General features: G+C 53.9%; 12 protein-coding genes. 10 read left to right on the top strand and 2 right to left on the bottom strand.

All coding sequences use genetic code 11. The annotated features are described in order from the left end of the window. Window positions 1–235 precede the first annotated feature (235 nt). From F4Y39_15195 to F4Y39_15180, 4 genes are all read left to right on the top strand, one after another. Entirely contained in the window at window positions 236–3,508 is a 3,273-nt protein-coding gene (locus tag F4Y39_15195; protein MYC15065.1) for a TonB-dependent receptor plug domain-containing protein, read from the top strand. A gap of 81 nt (window positions 3,509–3,589) precedes the next feature. Next, entirely contained in the window at window positions 3,590–5,746 is a 2,157-nt protein-coding gene (locus F4Y39_15190; protein ID MYC15064.1) for a hypothetical protein, read from the top strand. 9 nt (window positions 5,747–5,755) lie between these two features. Continuing rightward, on the top strand, window positions 5,756–6,874 hold the full coding sequence (locus F4Y39_15185) for a PorV/PorQ family protein (GenBank protein ID MYC15063.1): 1,119 nt from the start codon (window positions 5,756–5,758) through the stop codon (window positions 6,872–6,874). A 153-nt stretch (window positions 6,875–7,027) separates the two neighbouring features. Next, window positions 7,028–9,898, top strand: coding sequence for a GWxTD domain-containing protein (locus F4Y39_15180; GenBank protein MYC15062.1), 2,871 nt, complete (start codon window positions 7,028–7,030; stop codon window positions 9,896–9,898). A 4-nt stretch (window positions 9,899–9,902) separates the two neighbouring features. Here F4Y39_15180 and F4Y39_15175 read toward each other — a convergent pair whose 3' ends face one another. Beyond that, window positions 9,903–10,997 carry a tetratricopeptide repeat protein gene (locus F4Y39_15175; protein ID MYC15061.1) on the bottom strand — a complete coding sequence of 365 codons (1,095 nt, stop codon included), beginning with the start codon at window positions 10,995–10,997 and terminating at the stop codon, window positions 9,903–9,905. A gap of 12 nt (window positions 10,998–11,009) precedes the next feature. Then, window positions 11,010–11,636 carry a Uma2 family endonuclease gene (locus tag F4Y39_15170; protein ID MYC15060.1) on the bottom strand — a complete coding sequence of 209 codons (627 nt, stop codon included), beginning with the start codon at window positions 11,634–11,636 and terminating at the stop codon, window positions 11,010–11,012. 56 nt (window positions 11,637–11,692) lie between these two features. On the opposite strand from F4Y39_15170, the gene F4Y39_15165 reads away from it, so the two are divergent. From F4Y39_15165 to argB, 6 genes are all read left to right on the top strand, one after another. After that, a complete protein-coding gene (locus F4Y39_15165) occupies window positions 11,693–14,188 on the top strand; it encodes an MBL fold metallo-hydrolase (GenBank protein ID MYC15059.1) in 2,496 nt (831 codons plus the stop codon). Window positions 14,189–14,341: 153 nt separating this feature from the next. After that, window positions 14,342–15,469 (top strand): hypothetical protein, encoded by a 1,128-nt coding sequence (locus tag F4Y39_15160; GenBank protein ID MYC15058.1) that lies wholly within the window; start codon window positions 14,342–14,344, stop codon window positions 15,467–15,469. A 15-nt stretch (window positions 15,470–15,484) separates the two neighbouring features. Then, on the top strand, window positions 15,485–17,824 hold the full coding sequence (locus F4Y39_15155; protein ID MYC15057.1) for a S9 family peptidase: 2,340 nt from the start codon (window positions 15,485–15,487) through the stop codon (window positions 17,822–17,824). A 63-nt stretch (window positions 17,825–17,887) separates the two neighbouring features. Then, window positions 17,888–18,376: an arginine repressor gene (locus F4Y39_15150; GenBank protein ID MYC15056.1), complete on the top strand. Its 489-nt coding sequence runs from the start codon at window positions 17,888–17,890 to the stop codon at window positions 18,374–18,376. A 2-nt stretch (window positions 18,377–18,378) separates the two neighbouring features. Then, complete coding sequence (locus F4Y39_15145; GenBank protein ID MYC15055.1) at window positions 18,379–19,311, top strand: hypothetical protein; 933 nt, start codon at window positions 18,379–18,381, stop codon at window positions 19,309–19,311. Beyond that, window positions 19,311–20,213, top strand: coding sequence for an acetylglutamate kinase (argB, locus tag F4Y39_15140; GenBank protein MYC15054.1), 903 nt, complete (start codon window positions 19,311–19,313; stop codon window positions 20,211–20,213). Before F4Y39_15145 ends, argB begins: the two co-directional genes overlap by 1 nt. The last annotated feature ends 7 nt before the right edge of the window (window positions 20,214–20,220 follow it).

Below are 20,220 nucleotides of genomic sequence, written 5' to 3'. Positions count from 1 at the left end.
CACATGTCGCGTAATTTGGTGCATAATACTTGACAGGTTTCGAGGTGCATATTAAATTGGACACGTGGATTTATCGGAAATTATAGTTTATAATGATCAATATCATAGACCGAAAGGAGGTGGGGTATTTAAGCCCGCTTTTAAGACCACAGGGAGGGGATCAATAAGGAGGTGATGTTTAAGGGCTTATCGATAGTATTTTGTTGTAGTAGGTAGTCTGGAGAAGTTGCGCGGGATGAGCCAGGGTGGCTTTTCCCTTATCTTTCCCAAAGCCGGGGGAAGAAAACATAAGGAGGAGTTTATGTATCGTTTTAGAGCTGGGTTTATAGCCTTGCTTGCCATTGCGCTGGGGTTTGGGCTGACGTATCAGGCCGACGCGCAGACCACCACGGGTAAAATTTCGGGTCGCATTACCGATTCCGGTACCGGCGAACCTCTGCCGGGTGCCAATGTGGTGATTGTGGGTACCAGAATGGGTGCCACGGCAGATGTCAATGGTGAATACTTTATCATTCGCGTCAACCCGGGCGTGTATGAGGTCACGGCATCGCTGGTGGGTTATCGCGCTGTGACGCAGCGCGATGTGGCGGTTTCGATTGACCGCACGACGCCGTTGAATTTCTCGCTTGGCGAGACAACGGCAGAGTTGGCAGAGATTACGGTGACGGCAGAGCGTCCACCGGTTGAGATGGATGTGTCTTATACGCAGGTGATTATGTCTGCCAAAGAGATCGAGGCCCCGCCAGTGGGACCCCGGTTGCGCGATGCGTTTGCCACGCAGGTGGGTATAGATACGGATAGTTGGGGTTTGAATATCCGCGGTGGCAACGAGACCGAGATCGTTTATATGGTTGACGGCGTGAGTATGAAAGACAGCCGGGACAGCCGCCCATATTCGTCCTTTTCCAAGACAGCACTTCAGGAGGTTCAGATTCTGAAGGGCGGGTTCAATGCCGAGTACGGCGATGTGCGCAGCGGTGTGATCAACGTGGTGAACCGCGAGCCTCGCGCATGGACGACGGCTGGTGACCTGCGGTGGAGTCCCGCAGCGAATAAGTATTTTGGTCCCACGATGTACAGCACCGATAACTGGTGGGATGTGGGGCGGTTCCAGAGCATGTCGCCGACTGCTGATAGAGATGGCGACGGCAATCCGGATTTTGCTGGCTGGAATAATATATTTGCAGATAGGGGTGGACCTGCTGGCGAATGGAAAGCCGGTCCCTTCGAAGACGTGATTTCGACGCCTCAGCAAGCCAAGGGTATCTGGGATTTCCAGCATCGGAAGGTCGGCGGAATCGCGACCGAAGCCAGTGGCATAGGTCCTTTTCCGCAGGATGAGGATTATCCGTATCAGCAGAATTTCGACGCCACAGACCGCGATGCGGATTATACCTACGATGTGACTGTTGGTGGTCCGCTCGTGCAAGACAAAGTGTCGTTCTTGCTTTCCACGCGCCGGGAAAAATCGGCTTATACGTGGACGATGGCCGTTCCCAATTATCGCGATGATACCTGGCAGGCCAAGGCGATCTTTACGCCTACGGCGACGACCAAGCTGTCTTTGGGCTTCCTGAAGGGCTGGTCTCAGGGTGCGAAGTACGGGAACTTTTTGGGCACATTTGCCCGCACGCCTGCTTTTGAAGTGAGCAATTTGCGTACGCGAAATATTTTTGCGATGGGATCGGGCAGCAATATCGAAACGATCGACCGCCGGTATGGCACTTTGACGTGGACGCACACGCTGTCTCCCCGGACGTTTTACAATTTGTCGGTGCGCGTGGGTAAGGCCGATTTCGAGGCTTCGTGGCAGCCCCTGCAGAAGCGCGGTGTGCCCGCAGCAGCAGTATATCCAGATGGCCGCGTCGAGGAAGTTACCGAGAGCAGCTATCAGGCGGCTCAGGCCGCGGGTGCCGTGATCCTGGACGAAGGTCCCAAGGGCTTTACGTATAAGCCCGGAACCTTTGATCTCTTAGGTGCTTATCGCATGCGCGGTGGCGACGGCAACCCGGCGCGTTCGGGCGACTGGTCTTATACCTGGGAAGACGATTATACTTTTGATATTACGTCTCAGGTTACGCCGAATCATCAGATCAAAGCCGGTGTGCAGGTGCATCACTTCTTCCTGCGCGAGGTCCGCGGTTTTGCATCTTCTGTACAGGATCCGAGCCTGGAAGATGTCAATTTCCGTCCGGGCAATATCGACGATCCCGCCAATATGGAAGTGACGGATACGGCTGACTTCCACAATTACTGGGTCCGCACGCCTCTTTACGGCGGTGTGTTCTTACAGGATCGCATGGAGTATCGCCAGATTGTGGTGAATGCGGGTCTGCGCCTGGACTTCCACCGTCCGGATAAGTACTTCGACATTCCCAACGAGGTACACGCCGAGTGGATGGGCTCCAATGCCGTATTGCTGTATTCCAAGGCAGAGGCTATACGCCCGCCCACAAAGTGGAAGGTGAGTCCCCGGGTTGGTATATCGCATCCGATTACTGCCGAGAGCAAGCTGTTCTTCAACTACGGTCACTTTGCACAGATTCCGACCTCTGTGGATTTGTATCAGACGCAGAGCGGTCTGGGCGAGCCTTTGGAGCAGTTTGGCAATCCGTGGCTGGACATGCCCGTGACGATTGCTTATGAACTGGGCTACGAGCGGAATTTCGCCAATCAGTATCTGTTCAACGGCACGGTGTTCTTCAAAGACATCGAGAAGGACACGGAACGCGGAAGAGTGTATATCCAGAATACCACAGGTCGCAGCACGCGCTTCCACATGAATGGAAATGTGAAGGATACTCGCGGGTTCGAGTTGTCTGTGCGCAAGGCGCGCGGGCAATTTGTGACGGGCTTTTTGTCCTATGAATTCCGAGCCGAGCGCAAGCGCATCGTGCGCTGGGAGCGCATCTACGACGTACAGACCGTATCGACCGCGCCCTTCCGCTTGATCGAGCGCAGTCCCGCTGGCGCGAATCCGCGCTTTAAGGCGCGACCGATTTTGAAGTTTGGCCTGAATTTCCGCACGCCGCTGGATTACGGAGGCGAGCAGCGCATGTTGAAGGGGGGCTGGGAAGCCAACCTTTATTACCGCCATCAGGCGGGGTCGTGGTTCAACTACAACCCGTCCAACGACGTGGCACTGCGCTCTTTGGATAACGCACAGTGGCAGGCGACCAGACTTCTGGATCTGCGGTTTGCCAAGATGTTTGACGTGAAGATGGCGCCAACGGTTTATCTGGAGATTCGCAACCCGCTCAACTTCAAAAATGTTACCACGACTTCTACGTCCCGGATATGGGATACGCGATCCCATCTCGGTACGAGTTCGGGCAATAACTTCAAGAAGTATATGGAGGCATTGGGCTGGACTGTGGATGCGAGCGGAAACTTGCAAGAAGGCGACAAGCCGGGCAAAGAACTGGATGAGAGCGTGATGTCTCAGCGGTCGTATTTGTTCTACGTCAATCCGCGGGATATCCATCTCGGCGTGCGCTGGTCCTTCTAATTTTGAGACCTCTTCCGGTTCCTTTTGCACGAGAGGAACCGGGGAGGTTTGCAATCTGTTTTTTTCAGGAGATAATCTGTTATGATGAGACGATATGTACCCCTTCTAATGGTTCTGGGATTGCTGGTCTCTGCGGAGAGTGCTTTTGCGCAAAATCCGGGACGGAACTGGGGCACAACCTGGCCCGGCGGCCTGAACGAGGGGCGCACCAACCCGGATATTCGCTACCTGGTCGCTCGAAACTGGGGGCTGAGGTCGGCGATTATTATGGATAATTTCAATATGCCCAGCTACTCCGCGCATTTTCCAGAACTCGCCAATACCACCATTCCCAAGTATGTCAACGACGGTACGGATGACCTTGCCGATATTTCGAGTTCTTTCTTCAATGCGGTGGGCAAAGGTTCTCCCAAGGCATTTCGCATTCAGCCACCTCTGCTGATTCAGGATGGCGCGGAGATCAAGCGGGAGTCATGGACGATTTTTGATACCCGCTTTGATGGCTTGCCTGCCGACCAGTTTGAGGCTGTGATTCCCGGGCTGGGTTCGGATGTGTACAACGAAGGTCAGCGCGTCCATACTGGCGGTATCCACCAGAGGACCCAGACGTGGAAATGGGCGAATACCGAAGCCCAGGATATTATTTTTCAGATTGAGACCTTTACATATCCCGAAAATCCCCGCGTGCCCGATGTGCGCACCGGTGAGCGCGGTACAGACCTGAGTCCGGAAACCCGCGACAAGAATCCGGTGCTGCAAAATTTCCATCTCGGCTTCCACTGGTTTATGCAGGCGGCCAATCGCGGCCCATCTGGTGGTTCCCACATCACGCCGACTTTTGGAAATGATTCGCGTCCGTTTGACGCGGGAATCGAGCACGGGATTCTCGACGAGGTGAACAACTGGGATGACGAACTCAAGCTGATGTATTCCTACGATGGCAATGCTTCAGACCGCACAGGTACCCGGCCCGATGGCGATGATCGCGGCGAACCGGCACCTGCGGCGGGTGTTCCGAAGTTGGACGAGATCCGCGAGGCACTGATCGATGCGGGTGAGTTTCTCGAGTCCGAATACAAAGGTCGATTGTTCCTGCACGTGGATAAGACGCCGGTGAGCGATCCCAATACGCTTTCCGACAACTGGCTGGACAGTATGAATGAGCCTGATCCCGAGATGCGGCAGCCGCGCGTTGCCCGTTGGGTGCCAGACGCCAGTTGGATTACCACAGATAGTGCGGATATGGGGGCTGTACACGATTTTTACACGCTGTCGAATACGATGCGGGCCGAGCGCATTAGAGACGTAGCGACGTCCGTGGAGTCTCAGCAGGGATACTGGGAGTGGATGGTGACATTTGGTCCCTGGCCCGAACTGAATCCCGGTGAGAGCATTCACATTGTGTCGGCCTGGATTGTTACGGGTCCATCTATTGCTGCGAATAAGGAGATGGGCAGAAAGTGGTCGGAAGGTTCTATTTCTTTTGACCAGAAAGAAGCTTTTCTCAACAGTGGATTGGATTCCCTGAAGGCGGCGATAGCTGTGGCGCACAAGGCGTGGAACAACCGCGAGGTAAACTCGGTGGTTGGTTTGCAGCCCGTTTTGCCGCCTACGCCAGATTGGCCCTCACGAGTAGAAATAACATCTGGTCCGGATCAAAACGAACTTTCCTGGGCTGCTGTTCCCGGTGCGGCTTCATACCGGGTTTATCGCATGGCGGGTTTTGAGACAAAACCACCCGGTCTGCGGGATATTTTCACGGTCAATGGTACATCCTACAATGACGATACTGTGATTCGCGGTACGCGGTATTATTACGCGGTTACAGCCGTTGATGCCAATGGTCTGGAGAGCAGCTATTTTGCCACCCGCACTCTGGGGGATGGCGTAAGTCCATTCCGCGCACCCGGACGAGATATTACGAGTGTGCGGATTGTGCCAAATCCATTCCAGATTCAGGGCGGCGATTTAGAGCAAGGTGGATTCAATTTTACGGGTCAGGCCAATAAACTACTGTTCGTAAATCTGCCTGCGAGCGCGATCATCCGTATTTTCTCGATAACCGGCGATCTGATTCAGGAGTTTGAGCACACCGCGGGTTCTGGCGATCTGTCGTGGGATCTGATGATCAACGACAATAACCAGTTCCTGGTGTCGGGTATCTACTTTGCACATATTGAGAGCAGGGATCCCCAGGTTCCGGGCACTCATATCGAGAAATTCATTGTGGTTCGCTAAACAAGGAGGATGATCGTGAAAAAATATATTCTGATTGCGCTTGTGTGTGCGGGGCTGATGCCGAGCGATATGTTTGCCCAGGGGAGCGTTGCGACTGGCGTGACCGATAACTTTGATGGTCGCGTTCGAGAACTGGATCCCGTTGTTCCGGGCTTTGAAGAAGCCTCGCCGACGTTTATCAAGACCGGACAGGCTGGTTTTGCTTTCCTGTCTATTCCCACCGATGCGCGCACTGCTGCTCTCGGTGGTGCCGGGGTGGGGTTGATCGGCAGTGGTTCGGCGATTCTTTTCAATCCGGGTGCGCTGGCTTTTATGGAAGGCCGGGAAGCACATGTCACTTATGTCGATTGGCTCGTCGATACCAAGAGTATGGTCGCGGGCGTTGCAGTGAATGTGCCGGGCAGAGGGACGTTCGGTCTTTCGATTGTGACTTTCGATGCGGGTACTGTCAACGGAACATCAATTGATCCAAATCCCGCTGGCGCCGGATTCAAAGACGAGGGCGAGATTACCACCAGCAATTATGCCATTTCCGCGGCTTATGGTCTTAAAATTACCGACCGTTTTTCCGCAGGAGCGACCCTCAGGATGGCCCATCAGGACCTGGGTACTGGCAATATCTTTTTGGGAGCCTCCAGGCAGACGGTGGATAATTCCAAGAATGCCTTTGCCTTTGATCTGGGCACGTATTTCAATACGGGGTTCCGGAATACGGTGATGGCGATGAGTGTGCAGAATTTTAGCACAGAGGTGGTTTATCAGCGGGAGCAGTTTGAGTTGCCGCGGAATATCCGCCTGGGCTTGCTCATCGATGTGATTTCGATGATGGGCAATACGCCTGTGCCACACCATCTGGATCTGGCTCTGGATGTGAACAATCCCATCGATTTTGATGAGCGCATTCACGTCGGTGCCGAATATACGTATCGCGCAGCGGGGTCCTCAATCGGCTTTACGCTGCGAGGTGGGTACAAGACCAACCACGATACAGAGGGTATCTCTGCGGGTGGTGGGTTGCAGTTTAAGACCGAAGGTGGTCAGGGCGTGAAGGTGGATTATGCATTCAAGCAGTTTGATAGTGCTTTCTTCTCTTCGGTGCATATCCTCAGCGCTGCTGTTACCTTCTAACATCAGGGGGTGGTTTGCTGACTGCCCTGTGAACAGTATCATAACGGCGGAGGGACGCTATGTCCTTCCGCCGTTTTTTCATGGCTTGACAGGTATGCGGGGAAGGGGTATTGTATTTGCCTTTGCCGGGGTTCTTCAGGAGAGTGATGTAATATGAAGACTTTTTTAATTGCACTTTGTCTCTTTTTGGTGGTTGTGTCTGCTTATGGCGCAACGGTGTTGCTGGAGGATGGCACGGTGTTGAAGGGCGAGATTGTGTCAGAGTCTGAGGATGAGGTGGTGCTCAAGACGGCGATGGGCGAACTGCGGATAAAAAAGTCGCTGATTAAAATGATAGAGCAGCCTTCGCGCAATGTTACTGTGTTGCTGGAGGATGGCACGGTGTTGAAGGGTGAGCTTGTGTCAGAGTCCGAGACAGAGGTGGTGATCAAGTCTTTGCTGGGCGAGCTTCGGGTGGCGCGGGTACATATCAAAATTTTGGAGCGAGAGGACAAGGCAGAGGAGGAGGATCAGGAGGTCGCCGGGGCGGAATTGCAGGCGAGTTTTGGCGAGTTTGAAGATCAGGTGGCGGGTTTGATTCTGGGAGAGGTGGCCAGTGCGGATACGGCGGCTTTTTACAAGGCATTGGATCGGAAGAATAAGGGACTGTTTTTGGCGCGGTTCTGGCAGGCGCGAAATCCGCTGATGTTGAAGTATTATTACGGTTATCACTTTGGGCGTCGCTATGTGACGGTGTCAGATGCGTATTTTGAGCGGGGGGGGCTGATTCCGAATAAGTATATCACGCGGGCACAGGCTCCGGATGAAAAGCTGGTGACGGAGGCTGCCCGTATTTGCGATCGGATGCTGATTTTACACCCGAATGATGTGGTGGCGATGTGCGCGCTGGGCTATCTTCGCCTGGAGCAGGATGAGGTAAAAGAAGCAGAGGAGTTGTTTTTAAAGGCGATTAAGAAGCAGAGGAAATTTGTGGAGGCGCGCAATGGGCGGGCACTGGCGGCGTTGAAGATGCCGGGCCAGAAGTCTCGGTCACTGAGGTTGTTCCGCGAGACCTGCGCGATGGACAAAGCCTATACGGCGGCGCACTACAATCTGGGGATGTGCCATCTGGCGATGGTGGGGATGGATCGGGTGGATCTGGATCACTATTTTGGCAATGTAGTGGAGCTTTTTCCCGATCACTATGACGCGTATTTCAAGCTGGGCGTTTTTTACGAGTCGCTGCGCTATTACGACAAGGCGATGAAAGCGTATTCGCGGCAGATAGCGGTAAATCCCGGCCATCCCATTACGCCTGCGCGTCTGGCGTATGTGGCGATGCGGCTGAAGAGCGCGGGGAAGAAGACTTATAGTCTGGACGAGTTGGTGGAGATGGCACAGACAAAGCCGAAAGAGTATCTGCCGCTTTTGGCCGAGATGCATGTTGAGCGGGGGGATTTTGTTCAGGCACAGGCGGCTTTTGAGCGCTATTTTCAGTTTTTGGATCCGACAGAACGGGGGTATTACCACGATTTGTCTCTGGTGGCTTCTGCGGAAGTGCTTTCCAAAATTCAGAGTGCTTTTGGGCGGTCGCTAACACAGCTTCGAGAAGTTTTCTGGTTGGAGCAGGATCCCACGCCGACGACACAGGTGAACGAGCGCCGCGTTGAGCATTATCGGCGGGTGCATTTTGCGCGTTCAAATTTTGTCGAGGGCCTGGAAGAGTGGCACGGCCGGGGGTGGGACCGGCGAGGCGATGTGTACATCCGGCTGGGGCACCCGGATCATCAGAGCTGGTCGGATTATCTGGTGTTTGAGACGGATGAAAAAGTCGCAAAGGTGAAGAACCGCCTGAATATGATGGCTGCAAATGCGCTTGAAGAAGTGTCGCCGAGCAAGCATATACACGGGCAGTCGCGGTCGTCTTATGGATTTGGGGTGGAGTCTGAGACGTCTGAGTTACGGGGTGTGCCGACTTTCCCGATACCGCGCAGGCGCAGTGTTATGCTCGATGGGTCTGAACTGGGGTATAAGTGGGAGTCGTGGATTTATGCCGAGATCGGCGGGGGGATCGAGATTACATTTCTGGATCCGACCGGTAGCGGGTTTTTCGATTTCGCGCCTATTCCGCCCAATTCGCCCAATCACGCGCTGTGGTCGCGGATGGCGCCCGAGACGGTTGTGGCACGGGTTGTGTCCCATACGCCTTCGGTTTATGTGCACGATTACGGGGGCGATCCTCTGGATTTTTATATGTACACGGCAAATTTCCGCGAATCTGAGCGCGAGACAGCTATGGAGACGTATATGGGTGTGCCAATGGCCGCTTTGACGCCGTCGGGAAATTCACAGGTGATGCTGGATCGAGACGTGGTGGTCTATGATCGTTCGCTGAGGCCGGTTTTTCGGGATAGCGTGCGGGTGGCTGAAGCGATAAGTGGGCAGGCAGAGAAGGGGACGCTGATGGTGGATCAGGTGCGTGCAGCGCTGTCTCCGGGACAGTATTTATTGGGTACTCAGGTGCGTGATCCAATAAGCCGAAAAATTCAGGTGCATAAGACTTATGTCGCGGTTTCATCTTTCCGCGGTGAAGCTCTGGCGCTGAGCGATCTGGAACTGGCGGGGCAGATTGTCGAGGTGGGAGAGCAGGTGGGGAAGTTCCAAAAGGGGGCTTTGCGGGTGGTGCCTTTGCCGTCTAAGATTTTTGCGAAGGGGCAACCGGTGTATCTCTATTACGAGGTTTATAATTTGAGCCGGGATGCGTTTGGGCAAACCCGGTACCGCGTGGAGTACAGGCTTAAGGGGGTACAGGGTACGGGGCTGATTCGGGGATTGGGACGGCTGTTGAGCCAGACTCCGCATACAGATGGGGTGCAGATTTCATATGAGCATATGGGTACTGCGATATCGGAACCGCTTTATATTGCGCTGGATGTGCCCGAGAATAGCAAAGAGCAGTTGGAGATTGAGGTGGTGGTGACGGATTTGAACAGACCGAATACGCCCAGCGTGAGCAAGCAGGCGCAGTTTTTGCTGGGTGATTGAGGGGTTAATAGATGCGTTTGATGATGTGATAACCGGCCGGGGTTTTGACGGGTCCGCCGATCTGACCGGGTTCGATTTTCTTTACGGCTTGTTCAAATTTGGGCAAGAGGGTGCCGGGCAGAAATGCGCCGAGGTCGCCGCCCTGTCGCCCCGATGCCGTGTCGGTGGAATAGAGTTGTGCAAGCGCTTCAAATTTTGCGCCTGAGTCGAGTTGGTCGAGCACAAGCTGGGCGTCGGCTTCGGTTTTGACGAGGATGTGTTGGGCGCGCATTTCTCCGGCTTCGCGTGCTCTTTGGAGCGCGTCCATGCGCGTTTTGGTTTCTCGAAGGTTTTCCTGGGCGAGTGCGTGATTGGGCTGGAGACGGACGGCGGTTTGAAAGTGCTGGATGGCGTCTTCATATTGGCCCAATTCGAGGTGCGCACTGCCCATGTTATTGTACGCGTCGGCAAAATTGGGTTTGTAGCGGATGGCTTTTTCGTATTGTGGGATGGCGTCCCGGTATCTGCCTGCATAAGTGTAGAGTAGTCCGAGGTTGTGGTACACGTCGGCGTAGTCGGGTTTGAGTTTGAGTGCCTGCTGGTAGCTTGCTTCGGCTTCCCGGTGATTGCCCGCCATGGTGTAGGCAGCGCCCAGGTTGTTGTGGATTTCGTGGTTTTCGGGGTCGTATTGGAGGGCGCGCTGGTACGCGGCTATGGCGCTGTCGAGTTGGCTATGCGCGACATAGGCGACGCCCAGGTTGAAGTGGGCTTCGGCAAAGTCGGGTTTGACGGCGATGGCTTTTTGATATTGTGCAATGGCATTGGCATACTGGCCTTTTCCAACGTAGAGATAACCGAGGTTGTTGAGGGCGTCAATCGCATCGGGACGAAGCCCGAGGATGGCTTTGTATTCTTCGATTGCAAGGTCGATTTTGCCTTCGTGGCGATATTTTTCTGCCTGTTCAAAGTGGATGCGGACCTGGCGTTCAGTACAGCCGAAGAGCAGGATAGCAGAGAGGAGCAATAAGATGCGAGAGGGCCTCACACGGAGACACGGAGACTCAAAGATAAAAGAAGTGTGAAGTGTGAAACGGTGTATGAAGGCGAATGATTTGAGCATAGATCAAAGATATTACAAAATGCCGATTTCGCGCAAGACGCGCAATGTGTTGGGCAGGGGGTTTTGCCAGAGCCATGCGATTTGCAGGTCGAACCCGGGTAAGATGTGGGATCGGAAGATGCCGTCGGAGATGTCAGCGAGATGATATCTTCCCTGTTTCAGGATATAAAATTCGGCTTGTTCAAGAATGGGATCGATGAGCCAGTATTCTGAGATACCTGCCTGTTCATATTCGGCAAATTTGTCTTCTCGGTCGCGTTCAATGCTTTCAGGAGAGACGATTTCGATTGCAATATCTGCCGGGCCATCGAGATAAGTTTCTTTGAGACGGTGCAAATTTGCTGTGCTGATGAATAGCAGGTCGGGTTCTCGAATTGCGGGAGTCGTATCGAGGCGCATGGAGAAGGGCGCACTGATGGCGAGACCCAGGTTTTTGGTTTCTGAAAAGATCCGAAGAATGGCGGATAAAAAATCTGCAATTTGCTGGTGTTTACGCGATGCTGGCGACATAATTATAATCTTTCCATCCACCCATTCAGCCTGAATGTCTTCTTCACACCATTCCAGGAATTGCTCAATCGAAAGGATTTTTTCGGGAAGCTTTTTCTCTTTTTGGACTTGAATGTCGATCAAAGCCATCACCTCCTGTCTCGTAAATAAAAAATAGCGTATTTTGATTTTTGGGACAACTATTTATGAAACTCCACTTTTTAGGCGGTGCCGACGAGGTCGGTGCTTCCTGCACATTAATTGAGATTGAAGGTCGGCGCATTCTGGTGGATGCGGGTATTCGTATGGGGGCTGCACAGGGATCGCAGTTGCCCAATTTTTCGGTGCTGGACGATGTGGGGCTACCCGATGAAGTGCTGATTACACACGCGCATACCGATCATACAGGTGCGTTGCCGGTGTTGGTGAATAGTCTTCCGGCGGATGTGAAGGTGTATTCTACGCCTGCAACACAGGCGATTACACGGGTGTTGTTGTCAGATGCTGTGAAACTGATGGCGCAAGACCGGGATGGCGAGTTGCCGCTTTATCCGCCGGAGGCGGCCGATGCGGCATTGGGGCGCATGGTGGATGTGCCGTGGCTTGCGACGGTGCCGATTTGCGATGGCGCGTTGACCGCGACATGGATTCCCGCCGGGCATATTCTGGGTGCGGCGTTGATCTATATTGAGGGTGTGCGAGAAAGTGTTTTGATGACGGGCGATGTGTCGGTTGCCAATCAACTGACTATTCCGGGCATGGTGGTGCCGCAGTGCCGACCCGATGTGATGGTGATGGAATCGACGTATGGCAATCGCCAGCACGCGGATCGCGCCCAGCAAGAGGCCGCGCTTGCATTGCGCGTGGCCGAGGTGATTGAAGCGGGGGGCAAGGTGCTGGTTCCCGCTTTTGCCGTGGGGCGTGCACAGGAGGTTATTCTGATTTTGGCGCGGGCGATGCGGCGCAAGCAGATTCCGGAGTTTCCCGTGTTTGTCGATGGGATGGTGCGGTCGGTCAATGCGGTGTATTCGGCGTTTGGAGATGATCTCGCGCCAGCGGTGCGGCGCAGGGCAGAGCGCGGTGAGGATGTTTTTTATTCGGATGCTGTGGGGGCGGTGTCGTCACCGGCTGATCGCCGCCGGGTTTTGTCGGGGCCGCCGTGTTGTATTGTGGCGTCTTCGGGGATGTTGATCGGAGGTGCGTCGAGTTTTTATGCCGAGCGTTTGGCTGGCGATGCGGCGAATTTGATTGCGATAACGGGGTATCAGGATGAGGAGTCTCCCGGGCGTGCGTTGTTGAATTTGATGCAGGCACGGGACTCCGAAGAGCGCGTGTTGATGCTGAATGGTCAGCGGGTGCGGGTGGCGTGTCAGGTGGAACCCTATTCGCTTTCGGCGCATGCAGATGGGGGTGAACTGACGGGGTTGGTTCAGAGGTTGAAACCGCGTACCTGTTTTCTCGTTCACGGCGATGCAGAGGCGCGCAGCGCACTGTCTTCGATGGTGGATGTATATTTGCCAGAGGGCGTGCAGTTGCCAGAAAATGGCGGTGCATATTCCGTGGAGGCAATGCGGACGATGCGACAACGCGGCTATGGTCGGCGCGTTTCACGGGCGGGTATTGCAGGCGGAAGAGCGCTGAGCGATGACACGCTTGAGGAGGTACACAATTATGTGTTGGAAACGGGCGCACAGGGGCCGTTCCGCGCACAGGAATTGGCGGAGATGTGGTTTGGTACGGAGATGACGACGCCGTCAGAGGTGGAGGCTTTTCGGTTGTTGTTGTCGGGTTCGCGGGGATTTTTTGAGCCGGATTATCGGCGCGCTTATTTGTTCCATCCAAAAGAAGTGTCAGAAGCCGGGCCGATGGAGATGAATGAAGCCCGCACGCATATTATGTCGATTTTTCCGCCCGAGGCGGGGTTGTTTAAGTGCAGCGCGTATGTAGATGACGGCGTGTATGAACTGGCTTTTTATTTTCCCGATGTGGTTCAAGAGCAGTATGGCGAGACGCTTCTCAGGTTGGAGGATGAGACGGGTTGGTCTCTCAGGCTGCGGGAGACGCCGCATCAGGGACGGCTTTTTGAAGAGGCGCGAGATGCTGTGCCCGCAGGTGCAAGGGTTTTGAAAGCGCCTGCGCTGCATCTGGATCAAAAGGCGGTGGTGTTGGCTGTTGATGTGGGTGAGGTGGATGATTGGGAGCGGGTAAGCGGTGACGCAGCAGCGGGTTTTAAGGCAAAGACGGGTTTTGATTTGATACTGGATTGGCCAGGGGGTGTAAAGACAGAAGTCGCAGTGAAGAGGGAGGATGCATGGGAGATTAATAAAGCATATAGCGAGATCCGAAAGGTGTTTGGGGATCAACCCCATGCGCCATCAAAAATGGGCCTGAAGAGTGGTTCGTATATTGAGGTGGCTTTTATTTCCTCTCAGGTGGGCAATCGCTATCGCGGGTTGTTAGACGCGGTGGGCGAGAGGATTGGATGGGAGATTCGGGTGCGTCCGTCAGCCAATCAAGATGAGGTTGCCCGAGAAGCGCGGGCAATGACACCGGAAGAATGCGTCGTGCGCGGTGCGGCGAAAATTTATCTGAATGAAAATCGCGTGGTGGTGCCGGTGGCGATGGTGCCAGAGGATGCAGGTGCACGCGCGACAGAATTTGAAGAGTGTACGGGTTTTACAATTGAGTGGGATAATCGGTGAGGGGCTAATGACCTCTCCCCCCGACCCCCTCTCCTGCAAGGAAAGGGGAGTGTGGCCCGATCAGAGTGGACATCATGTATATCCGATTTTCTCCCCTTCCTCTCAGGAAGGGGCTGGGGGTAGGTGCTTTTCACGTTTTTCAGGAGAAATAATATGAGTGATTTTCCAAGTCCATTTGCCAATCCGATGCCGGGTGTGCGTGTCGTGGAAGGCGCGCCAGCACTTTCGCGGCCGAGCAAAGAAGAGGTTGAGGCGTTTCCGGCAGAGGCTGTGAAATTGCTGGATCAGCGGCGTTCGGCACAGCATGTCGCTTTGGATCGGTACGCGCTTGATTGGGTAAAAGGACGACATTTTGTGATTGTTGGGGGGACGGGGCTAGGCATTGGCTGTTCGGTGGCAGTGGCTTTGCTCGATCTGGTTGCCGAAAGTGGAAGTCTGACGGTGGTGGCACGCGATTTGTCGAGGTCGCTGGGATATGCGACGGGCGAAGAGATGCAGATGCGCGCAACTAATTTGGGCGACCGTTTTCACTGGATTAATGATGGGTACGCATTGGAGGGAAGGGCGTTGGATAAAATTGTAGATGCGCTCAAAGCAGCCGATGCGAAGGATGTGATTTATATCAATTCAATGGCAGCAGCGAGTTCGGGGATGTTGCCGGGCTATCCTCCGACATTTGTGAAGGATGTCGATGCAGAGGGTTTGTTCCAGTGGCAGTTGACGCCTTTGAGTGAGCGTGCTGTTGAGGCGACCAAATTTTTGATGGGCGATATGGCTGTGCAGTTTACAGATGCGCTGATGGATTCGGGAATTTCCGTGGCTGTGACGGCTTTTTGCGATTGGCGCGGCAGTTTGGACAAGCCGAGCCGCGATCCAGATGCGGTGGAATACGGTCGCAATGGCGCGTATTCGACGAGTTTGTATTTGCCTAAGGACGCGCTTCATGCGGCAACTTCTGCGGCTTATGGTACAGACCGGAAGGTGATAGATGTGTTCTTTCCGGTGATGCGGACGCGCGCTTTGCCGTTTATTCCGGGCGGTACGACGATGTCTTATGTGTATGATAAATTGATGGAGAGAGCGGGTATCCGGCGCGTGGATGTGCCGGAGTTGGGTTTGGGGATGCTGGATACGATTGGCAAGACGCTGGCGACCGATGATTTTAATCCTTTTCCGCGATTGGATGCGCACGAGATGCCGCTGGATATGTGGTTTTATGAGGTGGTGAAGCAGTTGAATGAAGACGAGAGTAGTCCATTTTACTATAAGAGATGGTTTTAGGGGAGAGGGAAAATCATGCCTTACGAGATGCCACCCGAGGAACTCGCCGCGATTGTTGATGCGCCTTTGACGCCTTCGTTTAGTATTGATCCGACGAGGACAGTGCTGTTGATGATGCACCGTCCGGGCGCACCGTCTATTGAAGAGGTGTCGCGGTCCGAGTTGCGTCTGGCGGGTTTGCGTCTGGATCCGGATGTGAACGGGCAAAGTCGCGTGGGATTTTACAATGGGCTGACGCTCAAGTGGATTGCCGATGGTCGTGAGATACCTGTGACGGGGTTGCCGAAGGATGCGAGAATTGGACGGGCTTATTGGGCGCCCGATGGACAGTGGTTTGCTTTTTCGTTGACGGGTGATAATGGGATTGATCTGTGGGTTGGCAGTGCGAAGACGGGCAGAGCGCGTCCAGTTGGCGATGTGAAATTGAATCAGGTGTTTGGTGGGGCTATGGTCTGGTTGCCGGATGGTTCGGGGCTGTTGGTGCGCGCGGTGTGTGATGGTCGGGGTGGGCCCCCCGAGGAGCCCCGCGTGCCCAAAGGCCCGGTGATTCAGGAAAATGTGGGCGAACGGGCAGCACCATCGCGCACGTATCAAGATTTGTTGAAGAATGCACACGATGAGTTGCTATTTGAATATTATGCCACTTCGCAGATTGTGCTTGTGCATCTGAATGGCGATGTGAGACCTCTGGGTTCTTCGGGGCTGATCTGTCGCGCTGATCCGTCGCCAGATGGTCGCTATGTGATGGTGTTGACTTATCACCGACCGTTTTCGTATCTGGTGCCTTCGTATCGTTTTCCGACAAAGGTGGTGATTTGGGATATGGACGGGCGCGAGGTGCGCGAACTGGTGGATTTGCCATTGGCCGAGTCTATTCCGATTGCGTATGATGCCGTGCCCGAAGGTGCGCGTTCGTTTGGGTGGCGGGCAGACACGCCTGCGACCGTGACGTGGGTTGTGGCACAGGATAGCGGCGATCCCGAGGTGGATGTGGCGGTGCGCGATGTTGTATATGCGCTCGACGCGCCTTATGAGGGTGATGGGCGCGCGCTTATGTCGCTGGCGATGCGCTATGGTGGGTGTTCGTGGGGGACGGGTGATCTCGCGTTGGTTTCAGAGCGCTGGTGGAAGACGCGGCGCGTGCGTACGTGGCGCATTCGCCCGGATGATTCGGATTTTGAACCGCAGGTGTTGTTTGATCGGTCGTGGGAAGATCGCTATGGCGCGCCGGGCGCGCCTGTGTTTACGCGGTTGCCCAATGGGCGGTCTGTGTTGATGACGGATGCGTCGCAACGCTATATGTTTTTTGCAGGCGATGGTGCGTCGCCCAAAGGCGATCGCCCATTTTTGGATCGCTATGATCTGGAGACGGGTAAGGCGGAACGTCTCATGCATTCCCAGGGGCCGTTTTACGAGCGGCCAACGACGATGATAGATGCCAATACGGTGTTGATGAGCCGGGAGAGTGTTGATGAGCCGACCAATTATTATGTGCGAGATTTGGTGCGCAATGATATGCGGCAGCTCACGCATTTTGTTCATCCGCTGCCGCGGTTGAAGGCGGTGGAGAAGTCGCTGGTTCAGTACCAGCGCAAAGATGGGGTGCAGTTGAATGGGACGTTGTATTTGCCGCCCGGATATAAAAGAGACGATGGTCCGCTACCTGTGCTGATGTGGGCTTATCCCCGCGAATTTAAGAGTGCAGATGCCGCGGGTCAGGTGAAGGATTCTCCTTTTCGATTTGTGCGTATCAGTTCGCACGGTGCGTTGCCTTTTTTGGCGCGTGGTTATGCTGTGCTGGATGGTCCGGCGATGCCGATTGTGGGGGAGGGAGATCGCGAGGCGAATGATACTTATGTCGAGCAGCTTGCCGATAGTGCAAGGGCCGCGGTTGATGAACTGGTGCGCCTGGGCGTGGCGGATCCAGAAAAAGTGGCGGTGGGGGGACATTCTTACGGCGGTTTTATGACGGCGAATTTGCTGGCGCATACCGAGTTGTTTTGCTGTGGTATTGCGCGCAGTGGCGCGTATAATCGCACGTTGACGCCTTTTGGTTTTCAGGCAGAAGAGCGCACATTCTGGCAAGCAGCAGATATTTATGCGACGATGTCTCCTTTTAATCATGTGCCTAAAATTAAGGCGCCTTTGCTGCTCATTCACGGTGAGGTAGATAATAATTCGGGTACGTTTCCCATGCAGAGCGAGCGATTTTACAACGCGCTCAAGGGACACGGCGCGATCTGCCGATTGGTGATGTTGCCGCACGAGAGCCACGGCTATCGGGCGCGAGAGTCGGTTATGCACGTTTTGTGGGAGATGTCAGAGTGGTTGGATAAGTATGCCAAAAAGGAATAAAAATTCATTTTTTTGAATTTTTATTCTTGACTTGGACGAGTTTTCACGTATTTTTAAGGTCCTATGAGCGCGAAACAAGAACGCCAGCAAAAAATTTTAGAGCTGATTGCACATCAGCCCATTGCTCGGCAAGAGGAACTCAGCACCGCGTTGGTGGATGTTGGGATTTCGACCACGCAATCGACTTTGTCCAAAGATATTAAGGAGTTGGGCGTGGTTAAAGTGCCCGATGGCGAAGGTGGGTTTCGCTATCAGGTCCCCGGTGCGTTTATCGGGACAGATCGGCTGGTTTTACAGGGCGAAAATTTGCTTCGGCGCGAATTGCAGGATTTTGTCGTGGGTGTGGATGGGGTTGACCATACGCTGGTTGTAAAGACGATAACGGGTCACGCGCAGGGGGTTTGTGAGTCCATCGATCAGATGTCGTGGCCCGAGGTTGTGGGTACTCTTGCGGGGGAGAATACGATTTTTATTTTGTGTCGGTCTCCCGAAGCGCGGATGAATCTCGAGCGCGACATTCAGGGGCAAATAGGGAATACAGGAAGGACCTGACTGTGATCAAAATAGGCATTTACGGCGATACGGGGATGGTGGGGCAGGAGATCCAAAAGGTGTTAAAACACCACGATCGGGCAACTATCGCGTTTCGACAAAATTCAAGGCGCCGGGATGGCAATTTGGTCGATTGCGATGTGGTGTTTTTGGCGACGAAGGATCCCGAGTCGATGAAGTTTGCGCCCGAGGCACTGGCCGCAGGTGCGAAGGTTATTGATATGAGCGGTGCTTTTCGGCTGCCGAGAGAGGCGTTTGAAAGGGGTTATGGTCTGGTGCATACGGCGCCTGAGTTGCTCAAAGAAGCGGTTTATGGCATGCCGGCTTTGTTTGCCAAAGAGATTGCTGTGGCGCGTCTGGTGGGCAATCCGGGGTGTTATCCCACGAGTGTTATTTTGGCTTTGTATCCCCTCAAAGCACTCGTGCAGGGGGAAGCGACGATTGTGGCGACTTCGGGCAATTCGGGTGCGCGAGCCGAGGTGGAGGATGTGTCAAATGAGATTGCATATAGCTATGGCAAGCGACACAAACACGTGCCCGAAATGGTTTTGTATTCGGGTTTTGAAGTGAATTTTACGCCTGTTGTGCTGCGGTCGGTATTTGCGGGTATTAATGCAAATATTCGAGTTGAATTGGCTGATGATTTGAAAGCGCTGGCAAATGAAGATGCTGCAGCGCAGTTGCGCGAGGCGATTGCAAGTGCTTATGACGCTGACGATCTGGTGCAGGTGGTTGAAGATTCCGACGCGCATTGGTGGGGTACGCGCGATGTGGTAGATACGCATAAACTGATTATCAAATTGGGCGTTGATAACGGTTTTGCCTATATCAATGCTCTGGAAGATAATTTGCAAAAAGGCGCGGCTACCCAGGCTGTGGAAAATATGAATTTGATGCAGGGCTTACCGCGTCTTTGTGGAATTACCAAAACGTGATGGAGAAAATCTTGGATCAAAAAATAATTGAAAAGGCTGAAATTTTGATTGAGGCATTTCCGTATATTCGCGCATTTCGCAACAAAATTATTGTGGTGAAATACGGCGGTAGCACACAGCCTGAAGAGGGAGGGTCTCCTACGATCATGGCCGATCTGGTGTTTATGGAGACCGTGGGTATGCGTCCCGTGGTTGTACACGGTGGGGGGAAGGATATTAGCAGGCGTCTGGAGGCATCGGGTATTGAATCTGAATGGGTCAATGGCTTGCGCGTGACCGATAAGGCGTCGATGCAGGTGGTGGAAGATACGTTGTTTGGCGAGGTGAACCGGCGTATTGTCGATGGTCTGGAAATACTCGATGGTCGCGCGCGCGGTATGTCGGCCAAAGACGCGGGGGTGATGTATGTGACGCAGCATTTTGCGACGGTAGAGGAGGAAGGCGGGAAGACCAAAGAGGTCGATATCGGCTATGTTGGCGATGTCGCCCGAATTGATCCCGAACCCGTCCGTCTGGCTTGTGAAGAAGGTATGATTCCCGTTATTTCGCCGGTTGGTTTGGGGCCAGAGGGCGAGAGTTATAATGTGAATGCCGATACGGCAGCAGGTGAGATTGCGCGGGCACTGCAAGCGGAGAAGCTGGTGTTTTTGACGGATGTGAATGGTATCCGACGGTTTCCAGATGATCCGGATTCGCAGATTTCAACACTGCATGTCAATGATGTGGAGATGTTGATTGAGAGAGGTATTGCCAGCGGGGGGATGATTCCCAAGTTGCGTGCGTGTGAGCGTTCTGTGAAGGGCGGTGTTCACAAGACGCATATTATTGATGGCAGTGTTCCGCACGCGCTTTTGCTGGAGATTTTTACCCGCGAGGGTATTGGCACGCAAATTGTGCAGTAAATTTTTA

It is taken from the genome of Gemmatimonadota bacterium, assembly GCA_009838845.1.
GTDB lineage: Bacteria > Latescibacterota > UBA2968 > UBA2968 > UBA2968 > VXRD01.
The sequence above is the reverse complement of the archived record's forward strand: the minus strand, read 5'-3'. Positions and strand labels throughout refer to the sequence as shown.

Bases quoted from the DNA above. Each gene is read 5' to 3' on its own strand.
- F4Y39_15190 (MYC15064.1), top strand. From the start codon at position 3,590: ATGATGAGACGATATGTACCCCTTCTAATGGTTCTGGGATTGCTGGTC.
- F4Y39_15150 (MYC15056.1), top strand. From the start codon at position 17,888: ATGAGCGCGAAACAAGAACGCCAGCAAAAAATTTTAGAGCTGATTGCA.
- F4Y39_15175 (MYC15061.1), bottom strand. From the start codon at position 10,997: ATGCTCAAATCATTCGCCTTCATACACCGTTTCACACTTCACACTTCT.
- F4Y39_15160 (MYC15058.1), top strand. From the start codon at position 14,342: ATGAGTGATTTTCCAAGTCCATTTGCCAATCCGATGCCGGGTGTGCGT.
- F4Y39_15170 (MYC15060.1), bottom strand. From the start codon at position 11,636: ATGGCTTTGATCGACATTCAAGTCCAAAAAGAGAAAAAGCTTCCCGAA.
- F4Y39_15180 (MYC15062.1), top strand. From the start codon at position 7,028: ATGAAGACTTTTTTAATTGCACTTTGTCTCTTTTTGGTGGTTGTGTCT.
- F4Y39_15195 (MYC15065.1), top strand. From the start codon at position 236: ATGAGCCAGGGTGGCTTTTCCCTTATCTTTCCCAAAGCCGGGGGAAGA.
- argB (MYC15054.1), top strand. From the start codon at position 19,311: ATGGAGAAAATCTTGGATCAAAAAATAATTGAAAAGGCTGAAATTTTG.
- F4Y39_15155 (MYC15057.1), top strand. From the start codon at position 15,485: ATGCCTTACGAGATGCCACCCGAGGAACTCGCCGCGATTGTTGATGCG.
- F4Y39_15185 (MYC15063.1), top strand. From the start codon at position 5,756: ATGATCGTGAAAAAATATATTCTGATTGCGCTTGTGTGTGCGGGGCTG.
- F4Y39_15165 (MYC15059.1), top strand. From the start codon at position 11,693: ATGAAACTCCACTTTTTAGGCGGTGCCGACGAGGTCGGTGCTTCCTGC.